The organism is Nonomuraea sp. NPDC049649, from assembly GCF_040675175.1.
Lineage (GTDB): Bacteria > Actinomycetota > Actinomycetes > Streptosporangiales > Streptosporangiaceae > Nonomuraea.
Window position 1 is genome coordinate 1 of record NZ_JBFAOH010000015.1, and the last position, 19,587, is coordinate 19,587.

The 19,587-nt window shown below is 72.8% G+C and carries 17 protein-coding genes; 13 read left to right on the plus strand and 4 right to left on the minus strand.

Annotated elements, in window-relative coordinates; genetic code table 11:
• The first annotated feature begins 88 nt into the window (after positions 1–88).
• The 13 genes from AB0J42_RS20255 (at position 89) to AB0J42_RS20315 (ending at position 14,497) form a co-directional block, all read left to right on the plus strand.
• Positions 89–1,699 (plus strand): FAD-binding protein, encoded by a 1,611-nt coding sequence (locus AB0J42_RS20255; RefSeq protein WP_364296498.1) that lies wholly within the window; start codon positions 89–91, stop codon positions 1,697–1,699.
• Positions 1,696–2,076: a ferredoxin family protein gene (locus tag AB0J42_RS20260; RefSeq protein WP_364296500.1), complete on the plus strand. Its 381-nt coding sequence runs from the start codon at positions 1,696–1,698 to the stop codon at positions 2,074–2,076. Before AB0J42_RS20255 ends, AB0J42_RS20260 begins: the two co-directional genes overlap by 4 nt.
• The gene (locus AB0J42_RS20265; RefSeq protein WP_364296502.1) at positions 2,076–3,059 is read left to right on the plus strand and encodes an ABC transporter substrate-binding protein; all 984 of its coding nucleotides are present in this window, start codon (positions 2,076–2,078) and stop codon (positions 3,057–3,059) included. The genes AB0J42_RS20260 and AB0J42_RS20265 overlap by 1 nt, the downstream gene beginning before the upstream one ends.
• A gap of 113 nt (positions 3,060–3,172) precedes the next feature.
• A complete protein-coding gene (locus AB0J42_RS20270; protein WP_364296504.1) occupies positions 3,173–4,237 on the plus strand; it encodes an ABC transporter substrate-binding protein in 1,065 nt (354 codons plus the stop codon).
• Positions 4,234–5,139, plus strand: coding sequence for an ABC transporter permease (locus AB0J42_RS20275; protein WP_364296506.1), 906 nt, complete (start codon positions 4,234–4,236; stop codon positions 5,137–5,139). The genes AB0J42_RS20270 and AB0J42_RS20275 overlap by 4 nt, the downstream gene beginning before the upstream one ends.
• Positions 5,136–5,969, plus strand: coding sequence for an ABC transporter permease (locus AB0J42_RS20280; RefSeq protein ID WP_364296508.1), 834 nt, complete (start codon positions 5,136–5,138; stop codon positions 5,967–5,969). Before AB0J42_RS20275 ends, AB0J42_RS20280 begins: the two co-directional genes overlap by 4 nt.
• A gap of 1 nt (position 5,970) precedes the next feature.
• Positions 5,971–7,071 carry an ABC transporter ATP-binding protein gene (locus AB0J42_RS20285; protein ID WP_364296510.1) on the plus strand — a complete coding sequence of 367 codons (1,101 nt, stop codon included), beginning with the start codon at positions 5,971–5,973 and terminating at the stop codon, positions 7,069–7,071.
• Between the two features lie 21 nt (positions 7,072–7,092).
• Positions 7,093–8,718: a 5-guanidino-2-oxopentanoate decarboxylase gene (locus AB0J42_RS20290; protein WP_364296512.1), complete on the plus strand. Its 1,626-nt coding sequence runs from the start codon at positions 7,093–7,095 to the stop codon at positions 8,716–8,718.
• Positions 8,715–9,692: a C-terminal binding protein gene (locus AB0J42_RS20295; RefSeq protein ID WP_364296514.1), complete on the plus strand. Its 978-nt coding sequence runs from the start codon at positions 8,715–8,717 to the stop codon at positions 9,690–9,692. The genes AB0J42_RS20290 and AB0J42_RS20295 overlap by 4 nt, the downstream gene beginning before the upstream one ends.
• A gap of 28 nt (positions 9,693–9,720) precedes the next feature.
• Positions 9,721–10,335 (plus strand): TetR/AcrR family transcriptional regulator, encoded by a 615-nt coding sequence (locus AB0J42_RS20300; RefSeq protein ID WP_364296516.1) that lies wholly within the window; start codon positions 9,721–9,723, stop codon positions 10,333–10,335.
• Positions 10,336–10,452: 117 nt separating this feature from the next.
• The gene (locus tag AB0J42_RS20305; RefSeq protein ID WP_364296518.1) at positions 10,453–11,619 is read left to right on the plus strand and encodes an acyl-CoA dehydrogenase family protein; all 1,167 of its coding nucleotides are present in this window, start codon (positions 10,453–10,455) and stop codon (positions 11,617–11,619) included.
• Positions 11,616–13,691, plus strand: coding sequence for an acetate--CoA ligase family protein (locus AB0J42_RS20310; protein ID WP_364296520.1), 2,076 nt, complete (start codon positions 11,616–11,618; stop codon positions 13,689–13,691). The genes AB0J42_RS20305 and AB0J42_RS20310 overlap by 4 nt, the downstream gene beginning before the upstream one ends.
• On the plus strand, positions 13,688–14,497 hold the full coding sequence (locus tag AB0J42_RS20315) for an SDR family oxidoreductase (protein ID WP_364296522.1): 810 nt from the start codon (positions 13,688–13,690) through the stop codon (positions 14,495–14,497). The genes AB0J42_RS20310 and AB0J42_RS20315 overlap by 4 nt, the downstream gene beginning before the upstream one ends.
• A 366-nt stretch (positions 14,498–14,863) precedes the next feature.
• Here the strand turns inward: AB0J42_RS20315 and AB0J42_RS20320 are convergent, their stop codons facing one another.
• The 4 genes from AB0J42_RS20320 to AB0J42_RS20335 are packed head-to-tail and all read right to left on the minus strand — an operon-like array spanning position 14,864 to position 19,586.
• The gene (locus AB0J42_RS20320; RefSeq protein WP_364296524.1) at positions 14,864–16,324 is read right to left on the minus strand and encodes an aldehyde dehydrogenase family protein; all 1,461 of its coding nucleotides are present in this window, start codon (positions 16,322–16,324) and stop codon (positions 14,864–14,866) included.
• A 31-nt stretch (positions 16,325–16,355) separates the two neighbouring features.
• Positions 16,356–17,702 (minus strand): amidase, encoded by a 1,347-nt coding sequence (locus AB0J42_RS20325; protein ID WP_364296526.1) that lies wholly within the window; start codon positions 17,700–17,702, stop codon positions 16,356–16,358.
• Complete coding sequence (locus tag AB0J42_RS20330; protein ID WP_364296528.1) at positions 17,692–18,723, minus strand: branched-chain amino acid ABC transporter permease; 1,032 nt, start codon at positions 18,721–18,723, stop codon at positions 17,692–17,694. The genes AB0J42_RS20325 and AB0J42_RS20330 overlap by 11 nt, the downstream gene beginning before the upstream one ends.
• A complete protein-coding gene (locus AB0J42_RS20335; RefSeq protein ID WP_364296530.1) occupies positions 18,720–19,586 on the minus strand; it encodes a branched-chain amino acid ABC transporter permease in 867 nt (288 codons plus the stop codon). Before AB0J42_RS20335 ends, AB0J42_RS20330 begins: the two co-directional genes overlap by 4 nt.
• Between the last annotated feature and the right edge of the window lies 1 nt (position 19,587).

Below are 19,587 nucleotides of genomic sequence, written 5' to 3' on the forward strand. Positions count from 1 at the left end.
CGGCGACCGGACTAGACCGTCACCCCGGCTCCCGCCGAGTCCCTTCACCAAGCACCGTAGTGGTGCCTGCGAGAAAGAGGGTGCCCTAGTGACCGCATCACTCGAGCTCACCGCCGGCGTCCTCGTCATCGGCGGCGGCCCGGCCGCCGCCTGGGCCGCGCTGAAGGCCGCGCAGGCGGGGGCGGACGTCGTCCTCGCGGACAAGGGCTACTGCGGCACCAGCGGCGCCGCCGCCTCCGCCGGGACCGGCATCTGGTACGTGCCGCCGGACCCGGAGGCGCGGGAGAAGGCGATGGCCTCCCGCGAGGCCCTGGGCGGCTATCTGGCCGACCGCCGCTGGATGGCGCGGGTGCTCGACCAGACCTACGACGGCGTCAACGAGCTGGCCACCGCCGGGCGCTACCCCTTCCCGGTCGTGGACGGCCGGCCGCTGCGCCGGGGTGTCCAGGGGCCGGAGTACATGCGCCGGATGCGGATCATGGTGCGCCGGGCCGGGGTGCGTATCCTCGACCACAGCCCGGTGACCGAGTTGCTGACCGACGCAGGCGGGGCGGTCGCCGGGGCGGCCGGGCACCGGCTGCAGACCGACGAGACGTACCGGGTGCGGGCCGCCGCCGTGGTGCTCGCCACCGGCGGCTGCGCGTTCCTCAGCGGGACGCTCGGCTGCCACGTCAACACGGGCGACGGGCACCTGATGGCCGCCGAGCTGGGGGCCGAGCTGTCCGGCATGGAGTTCTCCAACGCCTACGCCATCGCCCCCGAGGCCACCTCGCTCACCAAGACCGCGTACTACTCCTACGCCAGCTTCTACCGTGAGGACGGCTCGGTGCTCGAAGGCGCGGGCAGCACCCGGGGCCGCTCGGTCATCGCCCGCGCCCTGCTGCGCGAGAAGGTCTACTGCGTGCTGGACCGGGCCGACGCCGGGACGCGCCAGCGGATGCGGCTCGGCCAGCCCAACTTCTTCCTCACCTTCGACCGGCTCGGCATCGACCCGTTCACCCAGCGCTTCCCCGTCACGCTGCTGCTGGAGGGCACGGTGCGCGGCACCGGCGGCATCCGGATCGTCTCCGGCGACTGCGCCACCTCCGTCCCCGGCCTGTACGTCGCCGGGGACGCGGCCACCCGGGAGCTGATCTGCGGCGGGTTCACCGGGGGCGGCAGCCACAACGCGGCCTGGGCGATCTCGTCGGGCACCTGGGCCGGGCAGGGGGCGGCCCGTCATGCCGCCGCGCTCGGGCCGGCCGCCGCCCGGCGCTCCGTCACCGGGGCGGGCGGCGCGGGCCTGCGGCCCACCGGTCCGGCGGGCGGCCCGGGGGAGCACCGTGACGTGGTGGCCGCCGTACAGGGCGAGGTTCTGCCGTACGAGAAGAACTACCTGCGCCACGCGGACCGGCTCAGCCCCGCGCTCGCCGCCCTGCACGACGTTTGGCGCGCGGTGCGCGCCGGGCTGCACGGCACGGGAGCGGAGGCCGTACGGACGAGACAGGCCGCGGCGATGACCGCGCACGCCCGGTGGATGTACACCGCGGCGCTGGCCCGGCCGGAGACCCGCGGCATGCACAAGCGCGAGGACTTCCCCGCGCAGGACCCGGGGTGGCGGCACCGGCTGCTCGTCGGCGGGCTGGACGAGATCCGGACCCGGCCGGACGAGGTCGCGCCCGTCGGCCCGGAGGAGTTCGGGCTGAGGGCGGCGTCATGATCGAGGTCGTGTCCCGCGAGCGGTGCATCACCTGCGACCGCTGCGTCGAGGTCTGCCCCAGGAACGTGTTCGACGCGGGCGAGGACGGGGTGCCGGTGATCGCCCGGCAGTCCGACTGCCAGACCTGCTTCATGTGCGAGGCCTACTGCCCGGCCGACGCGCTGTTCGTCGCCCCGCTCGCGCGGCCGGTGCCGCCGGACTCCCCGCTGCGGGACGAGGACCACCTCGCCGAGGCCGGGCTGCTGGGCAGTTACCGGCGGCAGATCGGCTGGGGGAGCGGCCGCACCCCCGGCGCCGCCGTGGCGGTCGGCCCCGAGGTGCCGGGCGCGCCGCGGCCGATCGTCAGCCGTACCGCCACCACCGAGAGGACGTCCTGATGAGGTTCCGCCGATCCGCCGCCGCGCTCGTGGCCGTCGCCGCCCTGGCGGCCGTGCTGGCCGGGTGCGGCGCGGGCGCGCAGGCCCGCCCGGGGGAGACGTTCACGCTGCGGATCGGGGTGATCGGCAGCGGCAACCGGCTCACCGGGCCGGTCGGCTACCTGCACGACGAGGACGCGCTGGTGCCGCTGCTCGGCGGGGTCGGCGCGGTCGGCGCGGTCGAGGTGTTCTCGTTCCCCAACGGACCGGACCTCAATCAGGCGCTCGTCGCGGGCGAGCTCGACCTCGCCACCTACGGCGACACACCCGCGCTGGTCGCCAGGGGAGCGGGGCAGCCCACCCGGCTCATCGCCCAGGCGGCCGTCGGGCTGGACGCGGCGATCGTCGCGAAGAAGGACGGCCCCGGCTCCCTGCGGGAGCTGGCCGGACGGCGGATCGCCACGCAGACCGGCTCCTACATGCACCGGTACCTGCTCGGCGCGCTCGCCGACGCCGCCGTCGAACCGGAGGAGGTCGTGCACATCTACGCCGCCGACGTCGAGGCAGCGCTGGAACGCGGCGACGTGGACGCCGCCGCCGTCCCGGCCGCCAACGTCGAGGCGCTGCGGGAGAAGGGCTACCCGGTGATCGACTCGCTGGCGGCCGACCATCCCCTTTATCGCGGCACCTCGGCCACCGTGGTGACGGAGGACTTCCTCGCCGCGCGTCCGGGCTTCGTCGCGGTCTGGCAGGCGGCCCAGGTCGAGGCCACCCGGCGGGCCAAGGCCGACTGGGACGGCTACCTGGCGTTCGCGGTCGAGGTCGGCGGCTTCCCGGGCGGCATCGTACGGAAGACGACGCTGCAGGAGCAGCTGCCCGACACGCCGTTCACCGGCGAGGGCCTCGCCCTGCTGGAGGGCACCAAGGCGTTCCTGGTGGAGCAGGGCTTCGTCAGGAAGGACTTCGCGATCGGGGAGTGGATCGCGCCCGGCGCCCGCGGCTGAACAGCCATTACTGGATCAAACGCCCATTCGGGGGCTATTGACACCCAAGGTGATCTACTTCATAGTGTCTTCCCATTAACTGACGCATCAGTCAAAGATCGAATGGGGGGTCGATGAAGACCACCAAGTTGCTCGCCGTCGCCTCGGCCGTCGGGTTGGCCGTCACGCTGACCGCCTGTGGCGGCGGCAGTAGTTCGAGTGCCTCCGAAGAGTCGCTCACGGTGACCATGTGGGGCGGCGCCGCTCAGAAGGCGCATGTCGACTCCTATTTCCTCCCGTGGGCCGAGTCCAAGGGCGTGACCATCAAGCAGGACTCGCCGACCGACTACGCCAAGATCAAGGCGCAGGTCGAGGCGGGCCAGGTCACCTGGGGACCCACGGAGGTGGAGCCGAACTTCGCGAACACCGCCTGCGAGGCCGGCCTGCTGGAGAAGCTGCCGCAGGACATCCTCGACAAGGCCAAGGAGACGGGCGTCGCCGAGGACCAGATCGGCCCCTGCGCCATCCCGATCCTCCAGTACTCCTTCACGATCGCGTACAACTCCGACACCTTCCCCGACGCGCACCCCACGACCTGGGCCGAGTTCTTCGACACCGAGAAGTTCCCCGGCAAGCGCGGCTTCTGGAAGTACGCGACCGGCGGCATGTTCGAGGCCGCGCTCCTCGCCGACGGCGTCGCCCCCGACCAGCTCTACCCGCTGGACATCGACCGGGCCTTCAACAAGCTCGACACCATCAAGAAGGACATCGTCTTCTTCGACACCGGCGACCAGATGACCCAGATGCTGGCCAGCGGCGAGGCCCCCCTCGTCCAGGCCTGGAGCGGCCGGATCTTCCAGGCCCAGCAGGCCGGGGAGAAGATCGCCAACGAGTGGAACGACAACCTCGTCTCGTACGACCAGATCGTGGTGCCGAAGGGCTACCCGAACACGGAGCTGGCCTTCGAGTGGATGCGCTGGTTCCTCGACAACCTCGAGGCGCAGGCCGCCGACGCCGAGGCCTCGATCTACGGCCCGGCCAGTGACAAGGCGCTCGAGTTCGTGCCCGAGGAGATCCGCAAGGAGCTGCCCGGCTACCCGTCCAACGCGGAGAGCTCCGCGGGCCTGGTCGACTACGGCTACTGGGCCGAGAACTACGACAGCGTCACCGAACGCCTGAACACCTGGATCGCGCAGTGACCTCGGCCCCCGCAGACTCCTCGACGGGCAGGCTGCGGGGGCGGCCCCTCTCCTTGCGGCTGTCCCTGTGGGCACGCTTTGACGGATGGGGCGCCCTCGTCCTGCCGCTCCTGGTCGTCCTGGTCCTCGTCTTCGGGCTGCCGCTCGCCGTCATGCTGTCGCGCAGCCTGACGGACCCGAGTTTCGGCCTGCAGAACTACAGTGACGTCTTCGCGAACTCCGTCTACCTGCGCGTCCTCGGCAACACGTTCCTCATCGCGACGATCGTCACGGCGGTGACCCTCGCGCTGGCCTACCCCTACGCCTACCTCATGACCCTCGTCGGACCCGTCTGGCGAATGATCATGATGGGGCTGGTGCTCGTCCCGTTCTGGACGAGCATCCTGGTGCGGAGCTTCGCGCTCGTGCTGTTCCTGCGGGACACCGGCGCCTTCAACTCCGCGCTGCAGTCGCTCGGCGTCATCGACGAGCCGATCCCGCTGATCCGCACGCTGCCCGGCGTCGTCTTCGGCATGGTCCAGGTCGCGCTGCCCTTCGCCGTCCTGCCCATCTTCGCGACCATGCAGGGCATCGACCGCCGCCTGCTCCAGGCGGCCGAGTCGCTGGGCGACCGTCCCGCGGGCGCCTTCTGGCGGGTCTTCGTCCCGCTCAGCGTCCCCGGGGTCGCGGCGGCGGTGCTGCTCACGTTCGTCCAGGCGCTCGGGTACTACATCACCCCGGCGCTGCTCGGCGGGCCGAAGAACACGATGATCGGCGAGCTGATCGTGCAGCAGGTCAGCACCGTGCTCCGGTTCGGCTTCGCCGCGGCGCTCGCCACCCTGCTCCTCGTGACCACCCTCCTCCTGCTCGTGGTGGCGGGCAGGTTCGTGGACCTTCAGAAACACCTGATGCGGCAGTCATGACCAAGATTCTCACCCGCGCGGGGCTCGCGATCCTCGCCGCCCTCATCGGCGTCTACCTCATTCTGCCGGTCCTCATCGTCGTGCCGATGTCCTTCTCGGACAGCTCCTTCCTCACCTTCCCGCCCGGCGAGCTGTCGCTGCGGTGGTTCCGCAACCTCGTGGAGGACCCGGTCTGGATCGGCTCGGCGCTGGCGAGCCTCAAGGTGGCGCTGCTGTCGGCGGTCAGCTCGGTCGTCCTGGGCGTCCTGGCCTCCCTCGCCCTGGTACGCGGGCGGATGCCGTTCCGCAACACGATCATCGCGATCCTGCTGGCCCCGCTCATCGTCCCGTACGTGATCATCGGACTGGCGTCCTACATCGTCTTCCTGCAGCTCGGCCTCACCCAGACGACGCTCGGCTTCGTCCTGGTCCACACCTGCCTGGCCGTCCCGTACGTCGTCATCAACGTCGTGGCGGGGCTGGTCTCGGTGGACCGGCGGGTCGAGATGGCCGCGATGAGCCTCGGAGCCGGACCGGTCACGACGTTCTTCCAGGTGACCCTCCCGCTCATCCTCCCGAGCGTGCTGTCCGGCGGGCTGTTCGCCTTCTTCATCAGCTGGGACGAGGTCGTCACCGCGATCTTCCTCTCCGGCCCGGAGCTGACGACCCTCCCGGTCCAGATGTGGTCCGGCATCCGGGTCCAGATCGACCCCACCGTGGCGGCCATCTCGACGATCGTGATGCTCGTCATCTTCGGCTCGTTCATCGTCCTCGGCCTGACCCGGCTGATCCGGCAACTCGCCCACCGCCGCAGCGCAACGAACAGCAGCGCAACGAACACAGGTGCATGACATGACCGCAGACCTCGAGACGCCCGCCGCGAAGACCTCGACGGGCGCGCCGATCTCCATCGGCGCAGTGAGCAAGAAGTACGGGGACAACACCGTCCTGGAGTCCGTCGACCTCGACGTCCGGGCGGGCGAGTTCCTCACCCTGCTCGGCGCCTCCGGCTCGGGCAAGTCCACCCTGCTGAACATCGTGGCCGGCTTCACCCGGCCCACCTCCGGCACCGTCCAGGTGGACGGCCGGGACATCACCTCGCTGCCGCCGCACAAGCGCGGCTTCGGGATGGTGTTCCAGCACTACGCGCTCTTCCCGCACATGTCGGTCGCCGACAACGTCGCCTTCCCCCTCAAGCGGCAGAAGGTCGCCAAGCCGGAGATCCGGCGGCGGGTGGCCGAGGCCCTGGAGCTGGTCGAGCTCGGCGACCTGGGCGGCCGGCGCCCGTCCGAGCTGTCGGGCGGCCAGCAGCAGCGCGTCGCCCTCGCCCGGGCCATCGTCTTCCGCCCCCGCGTCCTGCTCATGGACGAACCGCTCGGCGCCCTCGACAAGCTGCTGCGCGAGCAGCTCCAGCTGGAGATCCGCAGGCTCCACCAGGAGATGGGCATCACCTTCGTCTTCGTCACGCACGACCAGGACGAGGCGCTGACGATGTCCGACCGGATCGCCCTGCTGCGCGACGGGCGCATCGTCCAGCTCGGCACCCCCGAGCAGCTCTACGCCGAGCCGAACTGCCGCTACACCGCGGAGTTCGTGGGCGCCTCGAACATCTTCACCGGCGCGGTGCGGGGCACCAGCTTCGCCGACGAGGTCAACGGCCGCAGCTACCGGATCACCGGCGACGCCGACCAGAGCGGCAAGTCGCTGATGATCCGCCCGGAGCGCCTGGGCATCGCCTCCGCGGACGCCCCCGTACCCGACACGGCGGAACACGTCGAGGCGGTCGTGGAGGACTGCATCTACCTCGGCAGCAGCCGCACCGTGCAGCTGCGCACCCCCGCGGGTCAGCTCCTGGTCGCGCGGACCGACGTGCCCCGCGACCCGGACGAGGTCGTCCCCGGAGCCCGGGTGAAGGCGTTCTGGGATGTACGCGACGCCTGCGTCCTCGACTGACCCCGAAAGGACTGAGCAAGCATGGCAAGGATGACGGGCGGCGAGGCCCTGGTCGCCGCACTGGCCGGGCACGGCGTCGACACGATCTTCGGCATCCCCGGCACGCACAACCTGTCGATCTACGCGGCCCTGGACCGGTACGGCGTCCGGCACGTCTCCCCGCGGCACGAACAGGGCGCCGGGTACGCCGCGGACGGCTACGCCCGCTCGTCCGGTCGGCCGGGCGTCTGCCTGACCACGACCGGCCCGGCGATTCTCAACGCGGCGGCGGCCGCGGCGCAGGCGTACTCGGACTCGGTGCCGGTCCTGTTCGTGTCACCGGGCATGCCGCTGCGCCACCCGGGCCGGGGCAACGGCCTGCTCCACGAGATCAAGGACCAGAGCGGCGCGATGGCGGCCATCCTCGGCCGCAGCCACCGGGTGACGAGCGTCGAGGAGATCCCGCTCGCCGTGGCCCAGGCCTGGACCGACCTGACCTCCGGGCGGCCGCGCCCGGTCCACCTGGAGATCCCGCTCGACCTGCTCGAAGAGCAGGCGGACGTACAGGTGGTCGCCCCCGTCCCGGCCGCCCCCCGCGTCCCCGCGCCGGAGCCGGTGGCGGCCGGGGCGGCGGCCTGCGACGCCGCGCGGCTGCCGGTGCTCCTCGTCGGCGGGGGAGCGGCGCGGGCCGCCGGCGAGGTGGTCGCGCTGGCGGAGGCCACCGGCGCCCCGGTCCTCGCCACCACCAACGGCAAGGGGATCGTCCCCGAGGACCACCCGCTCTTCGTGGGCGCGGGCGTCCAGCACCGGTGCGTGCTCGACCTGCTGGACGAGAGCGACCTGGTCATCGCGGTCGGCACCGAGTTCGCCCCCGCCGACTGGTGGCTCGGGCTGCCGGACCTCACCGGCAAGGTGGTGCGCGTGGACATCGACCCGGCCGCGATCGTCACCAACGTGGTCCCGGCGGTGTCCCTCGTGGGAGACGCCGCCCGTACCGTCCGCGCGCTGCGCGAACGGCTCGGCGGAGCAGCGGCGGACGGACCGCAACAGGCAGAACGCGACGGAACGGGACGGGCCGCGCGGTGGCGGGAACGGCACCGTGAGGCGGCACGCGCCGAGGGCGGCCCCTGGCTGGAGATCGTGGACGCGATCGCGGAGGCGCTGCCCCGCGACGCGATCGTGGCGGGCGACAGCGCGATGGCGTGCTACTACGGCGCGCTGTCGAACCTCCCCCTCCACCGGCCCGGCGCGTTCCTCTACCCGACCGGGGCGGGCACGCTCGGCTTCGGCCTCCCGGCGGGCATCGGCGCTAAGATCGCACACCCGGACACCGCCGTGATCGTTCTCCAGGGCGATGGAGGCACCATGTTCACCGTGCCCGAGCTCGCCGCCGCGGCCGAGCTCGGGATCGCGCTGCCCGTCGTCGTGGTCGACAACGGCGGCTACGGCGAGATCCGCAACGAGATGGCCGACCGGGACGAGCCGGTCCACGCGGTGGCGCTCGGCCGGCCCGACTTCCCCGCGCTCGCCCGTTCGATGGGCTGTCACGGCGTCGGCGCCGCCGACCCCGCCGCCCTGACCCGCGAGATCAAGGCAGCCCTGGAGGCGGACCGCCCCACACTGATCCACGTCCGCGAGGACAGCAGAGCCGCGAGGGGCATGACATGACGAAGCCCGTCGCCGTCTACACCGACGTGGTGGACACGGACCCGGGGCCGGGTGTGGAGCTGCTGGAGCAGGCCGGGTTCACGGTCCGGTTCGCCCGCAGCCCCGCGCCCGGGGACATCGTGGCCGCCGCCCGCGACGCCGCCGCGCTCCTGCTCGGCTACGCCCAGGTCGACCGGCCACTCCTGGACGCCCTGCCCGCGCTGCGCGTCGTCGCCACCCAGTCGGCGGGCTGCGACATGGTGGACCTCGACGCCTGCCGGGAGCGCGGCGTCTGGGTCGCCAACGTCCCGGGCGCGGCCACCGAGGAGGTCGCCTCCCACGCGCTCGCCATGACGCTCGCCCTCCTGCGGGGGCTGCCGCAGCTCGACCGCGACGTGCGGGCCGGGGTGTGGGACGGGACCCGGTACGAGCTGCGCAGGCTCTCGGAGGTGACCGTCGGCGTCGTCGGGCTCGGCCGGATCGGGCGGCGCTACGCGGAGTACGTGCGCCCGCTGGCAGGCCGGGTCGTGGGCCACGACCCCGTCGCCGCCGACGTCCCCGGCGTCGAACCGCTGGACCTGGACGAGGTGCTGGCGTACAGCGACGTCGTCAGCCTCCACCTGCCCCTCACCGCCGCCACCCGGGGACTGCTCGATGCGCGGCGGCTCGGCCTGATGCGCCGGGGCGCCGCGCTGGTGAACGTGTCACGAGCCGGTCTCGTCGATCACGGCGCGCTCCTGCGGCGCCTGGACGGGGGACACTTGTCGGGTGCGGCCCTCGACGTGCTCCCGCAGGAGCCCCCGGAGCCCGGCGACCCCCTCGTCGCGCATCCCCGGGTGCTCCTCACGCCGCACGCCGCCTACCTGTCGGCGGCCAGCCGCCTCGACTACGTGCTCGAACAGGCTCGCAACGTCGCCGCATGGCATGCCCGGGGCCGGCCTGTCTCCGTCGTCGTCGAAGGAGACCCGGCGGCGCCCCACGGGACGAAGACTTGACCACTACAGTCACACGAGGTGAGAACGGATGGCACGACCGAGTGTCGAAGCCGAGCGCCGCGAACAGATCCTGCGGGCGGCCTGCGAGGTCGTCAGCGACAAGGGCTACAAGGCGCTGCGCGTGACTGACGTGGCCAAGCGCGCCAAGATCAGCACCGGCTCGGTCCACTACTACTTCGAGACCAAGCGCGATCTGGTGCACGCCGCGTTCGAGTGGAACTTCGCCCGGTCGCTGGAACGGCGCAAGTCGATCCTGGACCGGCACTCCAACGCCCGCGACCGGCTGCGCGCCTTCGTCGACTCCTACCTCCCGCACGACGACGAGACCGCGGCCGCCTGGCGGGTGTGGGCCGAGACCTGGGTCGAGGCGCTGCACGACGCCGACCTGCGCGAGCTCAACGAGCGGATCTACGGCGAGTGGCGCAGCGTCATCGTGGAGATCGTCCGCCTCGGCCAGGCCGAGGGGCTCATCCGCGAGGGGGACCCGGTGGTGCTCGCCAACGCCCTGGTCGGCATGATCGACGGGCTCGCGATACAGGCGCTCGCGGGCTCGGAGCACATGACGATCGACCGCATGCGGAGCGTCTGCGACCACCTGCTGGAGACCATGTCCGCCGGGCGGGAACAGGCCGCCACCGGCTGAGAAAGACCGTACGACGGGGGAGCCACCGAAAGTCCTTGACAGCGTCCGGAGTGCTGCCCCACGATTGCCCAAATATAACTGACGAGTCAGTCAATAACCCGGATCGGGAGTCCACCCATGTCCTACGACCTCACCGACGGGATCGAGCTCACCGACGAACAGCGCGAGTTCGTCGCCCTCGCCCGCGACTTCGCCCGGAACGAGATCCGCCCGCGTGCGCGCGCCGTCGACGAGGCGGACGTCGAGGCGCCCATGGACCTGTGGGCCAAGGCCGCCGAGATCGGCCTGACGGCCTACATGCTGCCCTCCGAGTACGGAGGCGGCGGCGTGACCGACCTCGTGACCCAGTGCCTCGTCCAGGAGGAGCTGTGCCACGGCGACATCGGCATCGCCAACTTCCTCACCTCCAGCTCGTTCTTCGCCGACCCGATCCTGTCCCTGGGCTCCGAGGAGCAGAAGAAGAAGTGGATCACCCCGCTCACCGGGTCCACGCCGCCGGTGACCAGCGTCGCCGTCACGGAGCCCGACGTGGGATCGGACGCCGCCGGCCTGCAGACCCGCGCCGTCCGCGACGGTGACCACTACGTGCTCAACGGGGTCAAGACGTGGATCTCGAACGCCCCCCTGTCGCAGTACTTCGTCGTCTTCGCCACCGTCGACCCCGGCCTGCGCGCCCGCGGGATCACCGCCTTCCTCGTCGAGCGTGACCGCGAGGGCGTCACGGTCGGCGCCCCCATGAGGAAGTACGGTCAGCGCGGCACGCTCAACGCCGAGGTCTTCCTGGAGGACGTCCGCGTCCCGGCCGAGAACCGGCTGGGGGAGGAGGGCAAGGGCTTCTACGGGCTCATGCGTACGTTCGACGCGTCGCGGATCCTCATCGGCGCGGCGGCGACGGGCCTGTCCCGGGCGATCGTGGAGGAGACGGTCCGCTACGCGAAGGAGCGCACCCAGTTCGGCAAGCCGATCATCGAGCACCAGGCCGTCGCCTTCCGGCTCGCCGACATGGCCGCCAAGACCGACATCTCCCACCTCGTCACCATGCGGGCCGCCCGCCTGCACGACGCCGGCAAGCCCGCCACCGCCGCCTCCGCCATCGCCAAGCTCACCGCGTCGGAGAACACCACCTGGGTGGCCAACGCCGGGCTCATGACGCACGGCGGCTGGGGCTACTCCCGGGAGTTCCTCATCGAGAAGTGGCTGCGGGACGCCAAGCTCGAAGAGATCGAGGAAGGCACCTCCGACATCCAGCGCCTCATCATCTCGCGGGCAGTGGCCGGGCGATGAGCGGCTCCCTGTCGGTCTTCTCCAACCCGAAGTCCGTCGCCGTCGTCGGCGCCTCGGCCGATCCCGCCAAGTGGGGCTACTGGATCGCCCGCGGCGCGCTGCGCGGCGCCCACCGCCGGGACGTGTATCTCGTCAACGCCAGGGGCGCCGTCATCGACGGCGTCCCGTCGGCGCGCTCGCTCGCCGACCTGCCGTCGGTGCCCGAGCTCGTCGTCCTGACCGCCCCGGCGCCGACGATCCCCGCCGTCGTCGACGAGGCGCTCGCCCTGGGCGTCAAGGGCTTCCTCGGGATCACCGCCCACATCGACCTCGCCAACGGCGAGCCCGGCCTGGAACAGCGGCTCGCCGGCCGCATCAACCGGGCCGGCGCCCGCATCGTCGGGCCGAACTGCCTCGGCCTGTACGACGCGGAGGCCGAACTGGAACTCGCCTGGGGCTCCTTCGTCCCGGGCAGCATCGCGATCGTGTCGCAGTCCGGCCAGCTCGGGCTCGAACTTGCCGGGCTCGCCGCCCACGCGGGGCTCGGCGTCTCCCGGTTCGTCTCCATCGGCAACCAGGTCGACGTCACCGCGACCGACCTGCTCGCCGACCTCGTCACGCACGACGCGACCCGAGCCGTCGTCCTCTACCTGGAGAGCTTCGGCGAGGGCCGCGAACTCGTGCGGGTCATGACCCGGCTGCGCGAGGCGGGCAAACGGGTCATCGTCCTCACGGTCGGCGCCAGCGACGCCAGCCGGGCCGCGGCCCGCTCCCACACCGGGGCGCTCACCGCCCCGACCGACGTCGTCGCCGCCGCCTGCCGGGCCGCCGGCGCGGTGCTCGTCGAGACCCCCTCCCAGGCGATCGACCTCGCGCACCTGCTGGTCGGCTGCCCGCTCCCGGCCGGCGACCGGGTCGCCATCGTCAGCGACAGCGGCGGCCAGGGCGCCGTCGCCGCCGACGCGATGGCCCGCCACGGGCTCACCGTGCCACGGCTCTCGGACCGGACCCGCGCCGCCGTCTCCGCCCTGCTGCCCGAGGGCGCCGGGGCCGCCAACCCCATCGACCTGGCCGGGGCGGGAGAGCAGGACCTCGACACGTACGCCCGCATCGTCGACGTGCTCGTCCGCAGCGGCGAGGTGGACGCGGTCGTGATGTCCGGCTACTTCGGCTGCTACGGCGCCGACACCCCCACGCTCGTGGAGCGGGAGCTCGAAGTCGCCGCGTCCGTCGCCCTCACCGTCGCCGAACACGGCTGCCCGGTGATCGTGCACAGCATGAGCCACGACTCCGAGGTGGTGCGGGAGCTGCGCGCCCGCGCCGTCCCAGCCCTCTTCACCATCGACGCGGTGGCCCGGTCGCTCGGGCTGGCGGTCGATCTCGTACGTTCCGTACCGCGGGACATCCGGCAGCCCGTCGCCGCCGCCACCACGCCGGGCGAGGCGCTCCCGTACCTCGCGGGCCGCGACCTGCTGGCGGGCGCGGGCCTCCGCTACCCCCGCGCCGTCGAGGTCCGGACCCTCCAGGACGTGGACGCCGCGACCCGGGAGGTGCCCGGTCCGTACGTGCTCAAGGCCGGCTGGCTGGAGCACAAGACGGAGGTCGGCGGCGTGGCGGTCGGCCTGTCCGGGCCGGAAGAGGTCCGCGCGGCGCTCGCCGGCATGATCGACCGGCTGGGGGAGGGCGGCTACGTCCTCGAACAGCTGGACACCCGCGCCGGCGCCGTCGAGCTCATCGTCGGAGCCCGGCGCGACAGCGCCTTCGGGCCCGTCGTCCTCGTCGGGATGGGCGGCGTGCAGGCCGAACTCTACAAGGACGTCGCGCTCGCGCTCGCGCCGATCGACGCCGCCGAGGCGCGCCGCCTGGTGGAGTCGCTGGCCGGGCTGCCCCTGCTCACCGGGTTCCGCGGCCGGCCGCCCGCCGACCTGGACGCGGTGGCCGAGACCGTCGCGGCCGTGTCCCGCCTCATCGCCGAGAACGCCGACATCGCCGAGTGCGAGATCAACCCGCTCCGGGCCGGACCTGACGGCGCGGTCGCCGTCGACGCCCTCGTCCTGGCCGCCCCGACCCCAGACAAGGAAGCCACCCCATGATCGAGAAGTCCCCGCTCGCCGAGTTCGCCGGCCAGGTCGCCATCGTCACCGGAGGCGGATCGGGCATCGGCCGCGCCATCGCCCTGCGCTACGCCGCCGGGGGAGGGAACGTCGTCGTCATCGGCCGCAGGAAGGAGCCGCTGGAGGAGACGGCCCGCCTGGCCGAGGAGTTCGGCGTCACCGCGGGCGCCGTCCCCTGCGACGTGCGCGACGCCGACGCGCTCACGGCGGCCGTCGACGGCGTCGCCGCCGAGTACGGGCGGATCGACGCGATGGTCAACAACGCCGCCGGCAACTTCGTCTGCCCGGCCGAGAACCTCTCGCCCGGCGGCTGGCGGGCCGTGGTGGACATCGTGCTCAACGGCACCTTCTACGGCACCCGCGCCGCGGGCCGCCACATGCTCGAAGCCGGCCGGGGCGCGATCCTCAACGTCATCGCCAGCTACGCCTGGCACGGCCACCCCGGCACGGTCCACAGCGCCGCGGCCAAGGGCGGCGTCCTCGCCATGACCCGCACCCTCGCCTCCGAGTGGGGCGGGCGCGGGGTGCGGGTCAACTGCATCTCCCCGGGCCCCACCGAGACGGAGGGCGCCGGGGCCGCGCTCTGGCCGACCGAGGAGGACCGGCGCCGGGTGCTCGACAGCGTCCCCGCCGACCGGTTCACCACCCCGGAGGAGGTCGCCGAGTCGGCGGCGTTCCTCCTCGACCCCCGGCGCGCCGCCTACATCACCGGCGACGTGCTCTCGGTCGACGGCGGCCAGTGGCTCGGCAAGGTCATCTACTCCGACTCCTCGGCCCGCGCCTGAGAGCCTGAGACCGCCGCGCCGCCCGGGCGGTAAAACACGGGAGCCGGGCATCGGCCGGATGCCCGGCTCGCCCGTGGGGGCGAATCGTCCGCACGGTCACGGCATCGACCCCGATTGCACCGTTTTGATCACCACTTCCGCGGCGTCGTCCCGATCCAGGCGCCCGGCCCGTATCTCCGTCGCCGCTCCGCGCAGGACGTGATGGACGACGTTGAACAGCCAGGCGATGGGCAGGTCGGTACGGCGCGGTCGCGATCACCTGACGGTCCGGGAGGGAACGCCGGACCGGCAGGCTCGGCAGGGTGGGCGGCGACGTGCCGCGTCTGACGGGTTACGCCGCCGCCCTGCTCGTGTCGTACGTGCGACTCAGAACGGATAGTGGGCGTGCTGGGTCGCCAGGGTGATCCAGCGGGTGTTGGAGAAGGCCTCGATGCCCCACCGGCCGCCGAAGCGGCCGTAGCCGGAGGCCTTGAACCCGCCGAACGGGGCCTGCGGCTCGTCGGCGACCGACTGGTCGTTGACGTGGACGATGCCGGTCCGCAGGCGGCGGGCGACGCGCAGGCCGCGGGTGCCGTTCTCGGTGATGATGCCCGCGGTCAGGCCGTGCTCGGTGTCGTTGGCCTTGGTGATGGCCTCCTCGTCGGTGGCGAAGGTGTCGATGACGCAGAGGGGGCCGAAGCACTCGCCGTAGTACAGGTCGGCGTCGGCGGGCACGTCGGCCAGGACGGTCGCCGGGTGGACCGCCCCGTCCGGCTCGCCGCCTCCGGTCACCACGGTGGCGCCCTTGGCCACGGCGTCGCTGACCAGGGCGGCGACCCGCTGAGCCGAGGCGGCCGAGACCAGCGGCCCGATGACTGTGCCGGGATCGGACGGGTCCCCGGAGGGCAGGGCGGCGACCTTGGCGGCGAACCGAGCCGTGAACTCCTCGGCCAGCGACTCGTGCACCAGGATCCGGTCGCCGGACATGCAGATCTGCCCGGCGTTCATGAAGACCCCGAACGTGGCCGCGTCCACCGCGTAGTCCAGGTCGGCGTCGTCCAGCACGATGATCGCGTTCTTGCCGCCGAGCTCCAGCACCGCGGGCTTGAGATGCTTGGCGGCGTGGGCGCCGATGATGCGGCCCACCCCGGTGGAGCCGGTGAAGTTGACCGCACGCACCCGCGGGTCGGCGATCAGCGCCTCGGCCACCTGCGCGGCGTCGGCCGGATCGTTGGTGACGACGTTGAGCACGCCCGGGGGCAGCCCGGCCTCGGCCAGCACGTCGGCGACGAACAGGCCGCACGCGATCGGCGCGTCCTCGCTGGGCTTCATGACGACCGTGTTGCCGGCGGCCAGCGCGGCGGCCACCGCGCGCACGCCCAGGATGACGGGGGCGTTCCACGGGGAGAAGGCGGCGACCACGCCGACGGGCTCGCGCACGGCCAGGCCGAGCGCGCCCGCCTCCTGCGCGGCCAGCACGTCGCCCTGGGGCGCGGTGATCGCGGCGGCGGTCTCGCGCAGGATGTTCGCCGCCAGGCCGACGTTGAACAGGGCCCACGGCCGGGTGCCGCCGACCTCGCCCGCCATCAGGGCGACCGCCTGCTCGCCGCGCTCCTCCAGCAGGTCGGCGGCCTTGAGGAAGATGGCGCGGCGGGCGAAGGGACTCAGCGCCGCCCAGTCGTCGAAGGCGGCCTGCGCGGCGTCGGCCGCGAGGGTCACGTCCTCGGGCCCGGCGGCGGCCACGGTGGCGTAGGGCTGCCCGGTGTAGGGGTTGAGGTCGGCGGTGGTGCGGCCGGACCGCGCGGGCACGGTCTTGCCGCCGATGAGCAGTTCGCGGGTGATGGTCATGAAGGCTCCTTCAGAGGGAGGGGTGTGAAGATCATCGGTGATTTCCGTCGAGCGGGACAGAGGGACGCGGCAGGGGAGGGATGAGCCGCTCGACGAGCCGGCCCGCCGCCAGCACGGTCGCGTCGCGCAGCGCGCCCCCGGCGAGCTGCAGCCCGATCGGCAGGCCGCCGGCCAGTCCCACCGGCACCGAGACCACCGGCAGCCCGGCCGCGTTGAACGGTGCGGTCAGCCGGGTCAGCACCAGCTCGATCGGCCATTCGCGGCCGTCGATCGTCACGGTGCCCGCGCCGATGGGCGGCGCGGTCACCGGCACGGTCGCGCAGGCCAGCACGTCGCAGTCGTCCAGCGCGGACCGGAGCGCCGCGACGGTCCGGGCCAGCGCGGCCTCCTGCCGCTCCACCTGCTCGGCGCTCGGCTCGGGGAGCCGCATCAGCTCGGCGATGTCCGGGCCGAACAGCTCCGGATGCTCCTGGAAGGCGGCCCGGTGGAAGGCGCCGGCCTCGCGGACGATCCGGGCCAGCGGCGCCTCCGGCATCAGCGGCTCGTCGGGGATCGCGATGTCCACGACCTCCACGCCCGCCTCCTCCATCCGGGCCCGCACGATGTCGAGCGTCGCCCGTACCTCCGGAGCGAGCACCGCCCCGAACCAGCCGCCCAGCCAGCCCACCCGCAGCCGGCGCGGCGGTTCGGCCGCGGCGGGGGCGGCGAGCGCGTCCATGAGCAGGGCCGCGTCGTCCACGGTGCGGGCCAGGACGCCGAGGTGGTCCAGCGACGGGGCCAGCGGCAGCACGCCGTCCAGCGGGATCCGGCCGCGGGTCGGCTTGAAGCCGACGCAGCCGCTCAGCGCGGCGGGGATGCGGACGCTGCCTGCGGTGTCGGAGCCGAGCCCGCCGAGCGAGCTGCCCGCGGCCACCGAGGCGGCGGACCCGCCGGACGAGCCGCCGGGGATGTGGCCGCGCCGGTACGGGTTGTGCGTGGGGCCGAAGAACGGGCTGTCGGTGCGGCCGCCCCAGGCCAGCTCATGGGTGGTGTGCTTGCCGAGGATCACCGCCCCGGCGTCCAGCAGCCTGGTCACCGCCGCCGCGTCCTGGTCCGGCACGTGCCCGGCGAAGCGGGGAGAGCCGTAGCAGGTGAGCACCCCGGCCGTGTCGATCAGGTCCTTGATGCCGATCGGGATGCCGTGCAGCGGGCCCCGGACCGGTTCGCCGCTGAGGGCCCGGGCCCGGGCGAGGGCGGCCTCGGCGGTGATGGTGGCGTAGGCGTGCAGCGCGGGCTCGGTCGCGGTGGCCCGGGCCAGCAGCCGCTCGGTCAGCTCGACCGGCGACAGGTCGCCCCGGGCGATGGCCGCCGACGCCGCGGTGGCCGTCTCAACGTGCATGGCCTGAACTCCTCACGTAATAGCCGACCGGGAAGAGGCTCAGCCCGGTCCGGTCACGCACCAGCCCCCACAGCCCGCCCGGCAGCCACCGTGCGACGGCGATGCCGACGGCGCCCAGGATCACCAGGTACCACGCGCCGTAGTCGGCCAGCAGTTGCTGCAGCGTGAAGAAGACCACCGCGCCCAGCAGCGGCCCCTCGACGAAGCCGATGCCGCCGATCACCACGATGAAGATCATGTAGGCGGACCACTGGACGTTGAAGATCGCGTCCGGGTTGACGCTGAGCGAGCTGACCGTGATCACCCCGCCCGCCGCGCCGCACCCGGCCGCCGACACGAGGTACACGATCCGCTTGGCCCGGGTCACGTCGATCCCGGCGGCGCTCGCGGCGGTCTCCTCGTCGCGCACCGCCATCAGCGACAGCCCCACCCGGCCGCGCAGCAGCAGGTAGCAGCCGCCGACGGTGGCCAGCGTGAGCGCCAGCGCCACCCAGTAGGTCAGCGCGCCGCGCAGCACCGGGTCCAGGCCGGACAGCCCGGCCAGGCCCTTGCCGCTGGCCCCGCCGAGCGCGTCGACGCGGACCACCAGCAGCCGGTAGACCTCGGCGATCACCCACGTGCCGACGGCGAAGTAGTCGCCGCGCAGCCGGAACGCCAGCCACGACGTCGGCACCGCGAACACCACGCAGGTCACCGCGGCCAGGGGCACCGCCAGGTACGGCTGCACGCCCAGGTCGGCCAGCGCGATCACGCTGTAGGCGCCGATCCCGACGAAGGCCTGCTGGCCCACCGAGACCAGGCCGCCGAACCCGGCCAGCAGGTTCCACATGCTCGCCAGGGCCACCAGGACGTAGAGGTTCACGAGCGTGTCGGTGACGTCGCTGAAGACCACGTACGGCAGGGCCGCGAGCAGCACCACGGCGGCGAGGAGCGCACCGCCGGACAGCTTGGAGGTGCGCGCGGCGCGGCGCACGTCCACGTTGGCGGCCGCCCGCTCGGTCAGAAGGTTGGAGAGGGTCATGCGGTCCGTCCCGCGAGCAGGCCCTGCGGCCGGAAGGCCAGCACGGCGAGGAAGACGAGATGGCCGGCGAGCAGCGTCATCGCCGGGTCGATCTGCGCGCCGAGCGACTGGGTGACGCCCAGCACGATGCCGCCCAGCAGCGTGCCCCAGAGCGAGCCGAGGCCGCCGATCACGACCGCCTCGAACGCGAAGATCAGCCGGGACGGGCCGGTGGCCGGGTCGAAGGACGAGCGCATCGCGAACATCAGCCCGGCCAGCGCCACCGTGGCGAAGGCGATGGCGGTGGCCACCCCGTACACGTGCCGGCTGTCGGCGCCCACCAGGTTCGCCGTCTCCCGGTCGTCGGAGGAGGCGCGCAGCATCCGGCCCAGCCCCGTGCGCGACAGGAACACCTGGATGCCGGCCAGCACCGCGCAGGCCAGCAGGAACGTCACCAGCGGCAGCCAGCCGACCGTGATGGAGCCGGCGAGCTGGAACGAGGAGGTGGCGAACGCGCCGCCGTCCAAGGTGCGGGTGTCGGCGGAGAAGATCTCCAGGAGTACGTTCTGCAGCACGATCGAGAGCCCGAACGTGACGAGCAGCGTGGCCAGCGGCCCCGACGAGAGGCTGCCCTGCAGCAGCACCCGCTGGGTCAGGTAGCCGAGCACCGCGAAGAGCGGCACGGTCACCACGATCACCACCCAGAGCGGCAGCCCGGTGCCGCTGATCAGGGCGAGAGCCAGGAACGAGGCGACCACGGCCAGGTCCCCGTGCGCGAGGTTGACGATCCGCATCACGCCGAACATCAGCGACAGGCCGGTCGCGAACAGCGCGTACAGGCCGCCGAGCAGCAGTCCCTGGACCACCGCGTTGATCCATTGCATG

Bases quoted from the DNA above. Each gene is read 5' to 3' on its own strand.
- AB0J42_RS20290 (WP_364296512.1), top strand. From the start codon at position 7,093: ATGGCAAGGATGACGGGCGGCGAGGCCCTGGTCGCCGCACTGGCCGGG.
- AB0J42_RS20285 (WP_364296510.1), top strand. From the start codon at position 5,971: ATGACCGCAGACCTCGAGACGCCCGCCGCGAAGACCTCGACGGGCGCG.
- AB0J42_RS20325 (WP_364296526.1), bottom strand. From the start codon at position 17,702: ATGCACGTTGAGACGGCCACCGCGGCGTCGGCGGCCATCGCCCGGGGC.
- AB0J42_RS20300 (WP_364296516.1), top strand. From the start codon at position 9,721: ATGGCACGACCGAGTGTCGAAGCCGAGCGCCGCGAACAGATCCTGCGG.
- AB0J42_RS20270 (WP_364296504.1), top strand. From the start codon at position 3,173: ATGAAGACCACCAAGTTGCTCGCCGTCGCCTCGGCCGTCGGGTTGGCC.
- AB0J42_RS20310 (WP_364296520.1), top strand. From the start codon at position 11,616: ATGAGCGGCTCCCTGTCGGTCTTCTCCAACCCGAAGTCCGTCGCCGTC.
- AB0J42_RS20315 (WP_364296522.1), top strand. From the start codon at position 13,688: ATGATCGAGAAGTCCCCGCTCGCCGAGTTCGCCGGCCAGGTCGCCATC.
- AB0J42_RS20280 (WP_364296508.1), top strand. From the start codon at position 5,136: ATGACCAAGATTCTCACCCGCGCGGGGCTCGCGATCCTCGCCGCCCTC.
- AB0J42_RS20330 (WP_364296528.1), bottom strand. From the start codon at position 18,723: ATGACCCTCTCCAACCTTCTGACCGAGCGGGCGGCCGCCAACGTGGAC.
- AB0J42_RS20320 (WP_364296524.1), bottom strand. From the start codon at position 16,324: ATGACCATCACCCGCGAACTGCTCATCGGCGGCAAGACCGTGCCCGCG.
- AB0J42_RS20260 (WP_364296500.1), top strand. From the start codon at position 1,696: ATGATCGAGGTCGTGTCCCGCGAGCGGTGCATCACCTGCGACCGCTGC.
- AB0J42_RS20265 (WP_364296502.1), top strand. From the start codon at position 2,076: ATGAGGTTCCGCCGATCCGCCGCCGCGCTCGTGGCCGTCGCCGCCCTG.
- AB0J42_RS20335 (WP_364296530.1), bottom strand. From the start codon at position 19,586: ATGCAATGGATCAACGCGGTGGTCCAGGGACTGCTGCTCGGCGGCCTG.
- AB0J42_RS20295 (WP_364296514.1), top strand. From the start codon at position 8,715: ATGACGAAGCCCGTCGCCGTCTACACCGACGTGGTGGACACGGACCCG.
- AB0J42_RS20305 (WP_364296518.1), top strand. From the start codon at position 10,453: ATGTCCTACGACCTCACCGACGGGATCGAGCTCACCGACGAACAGCGC.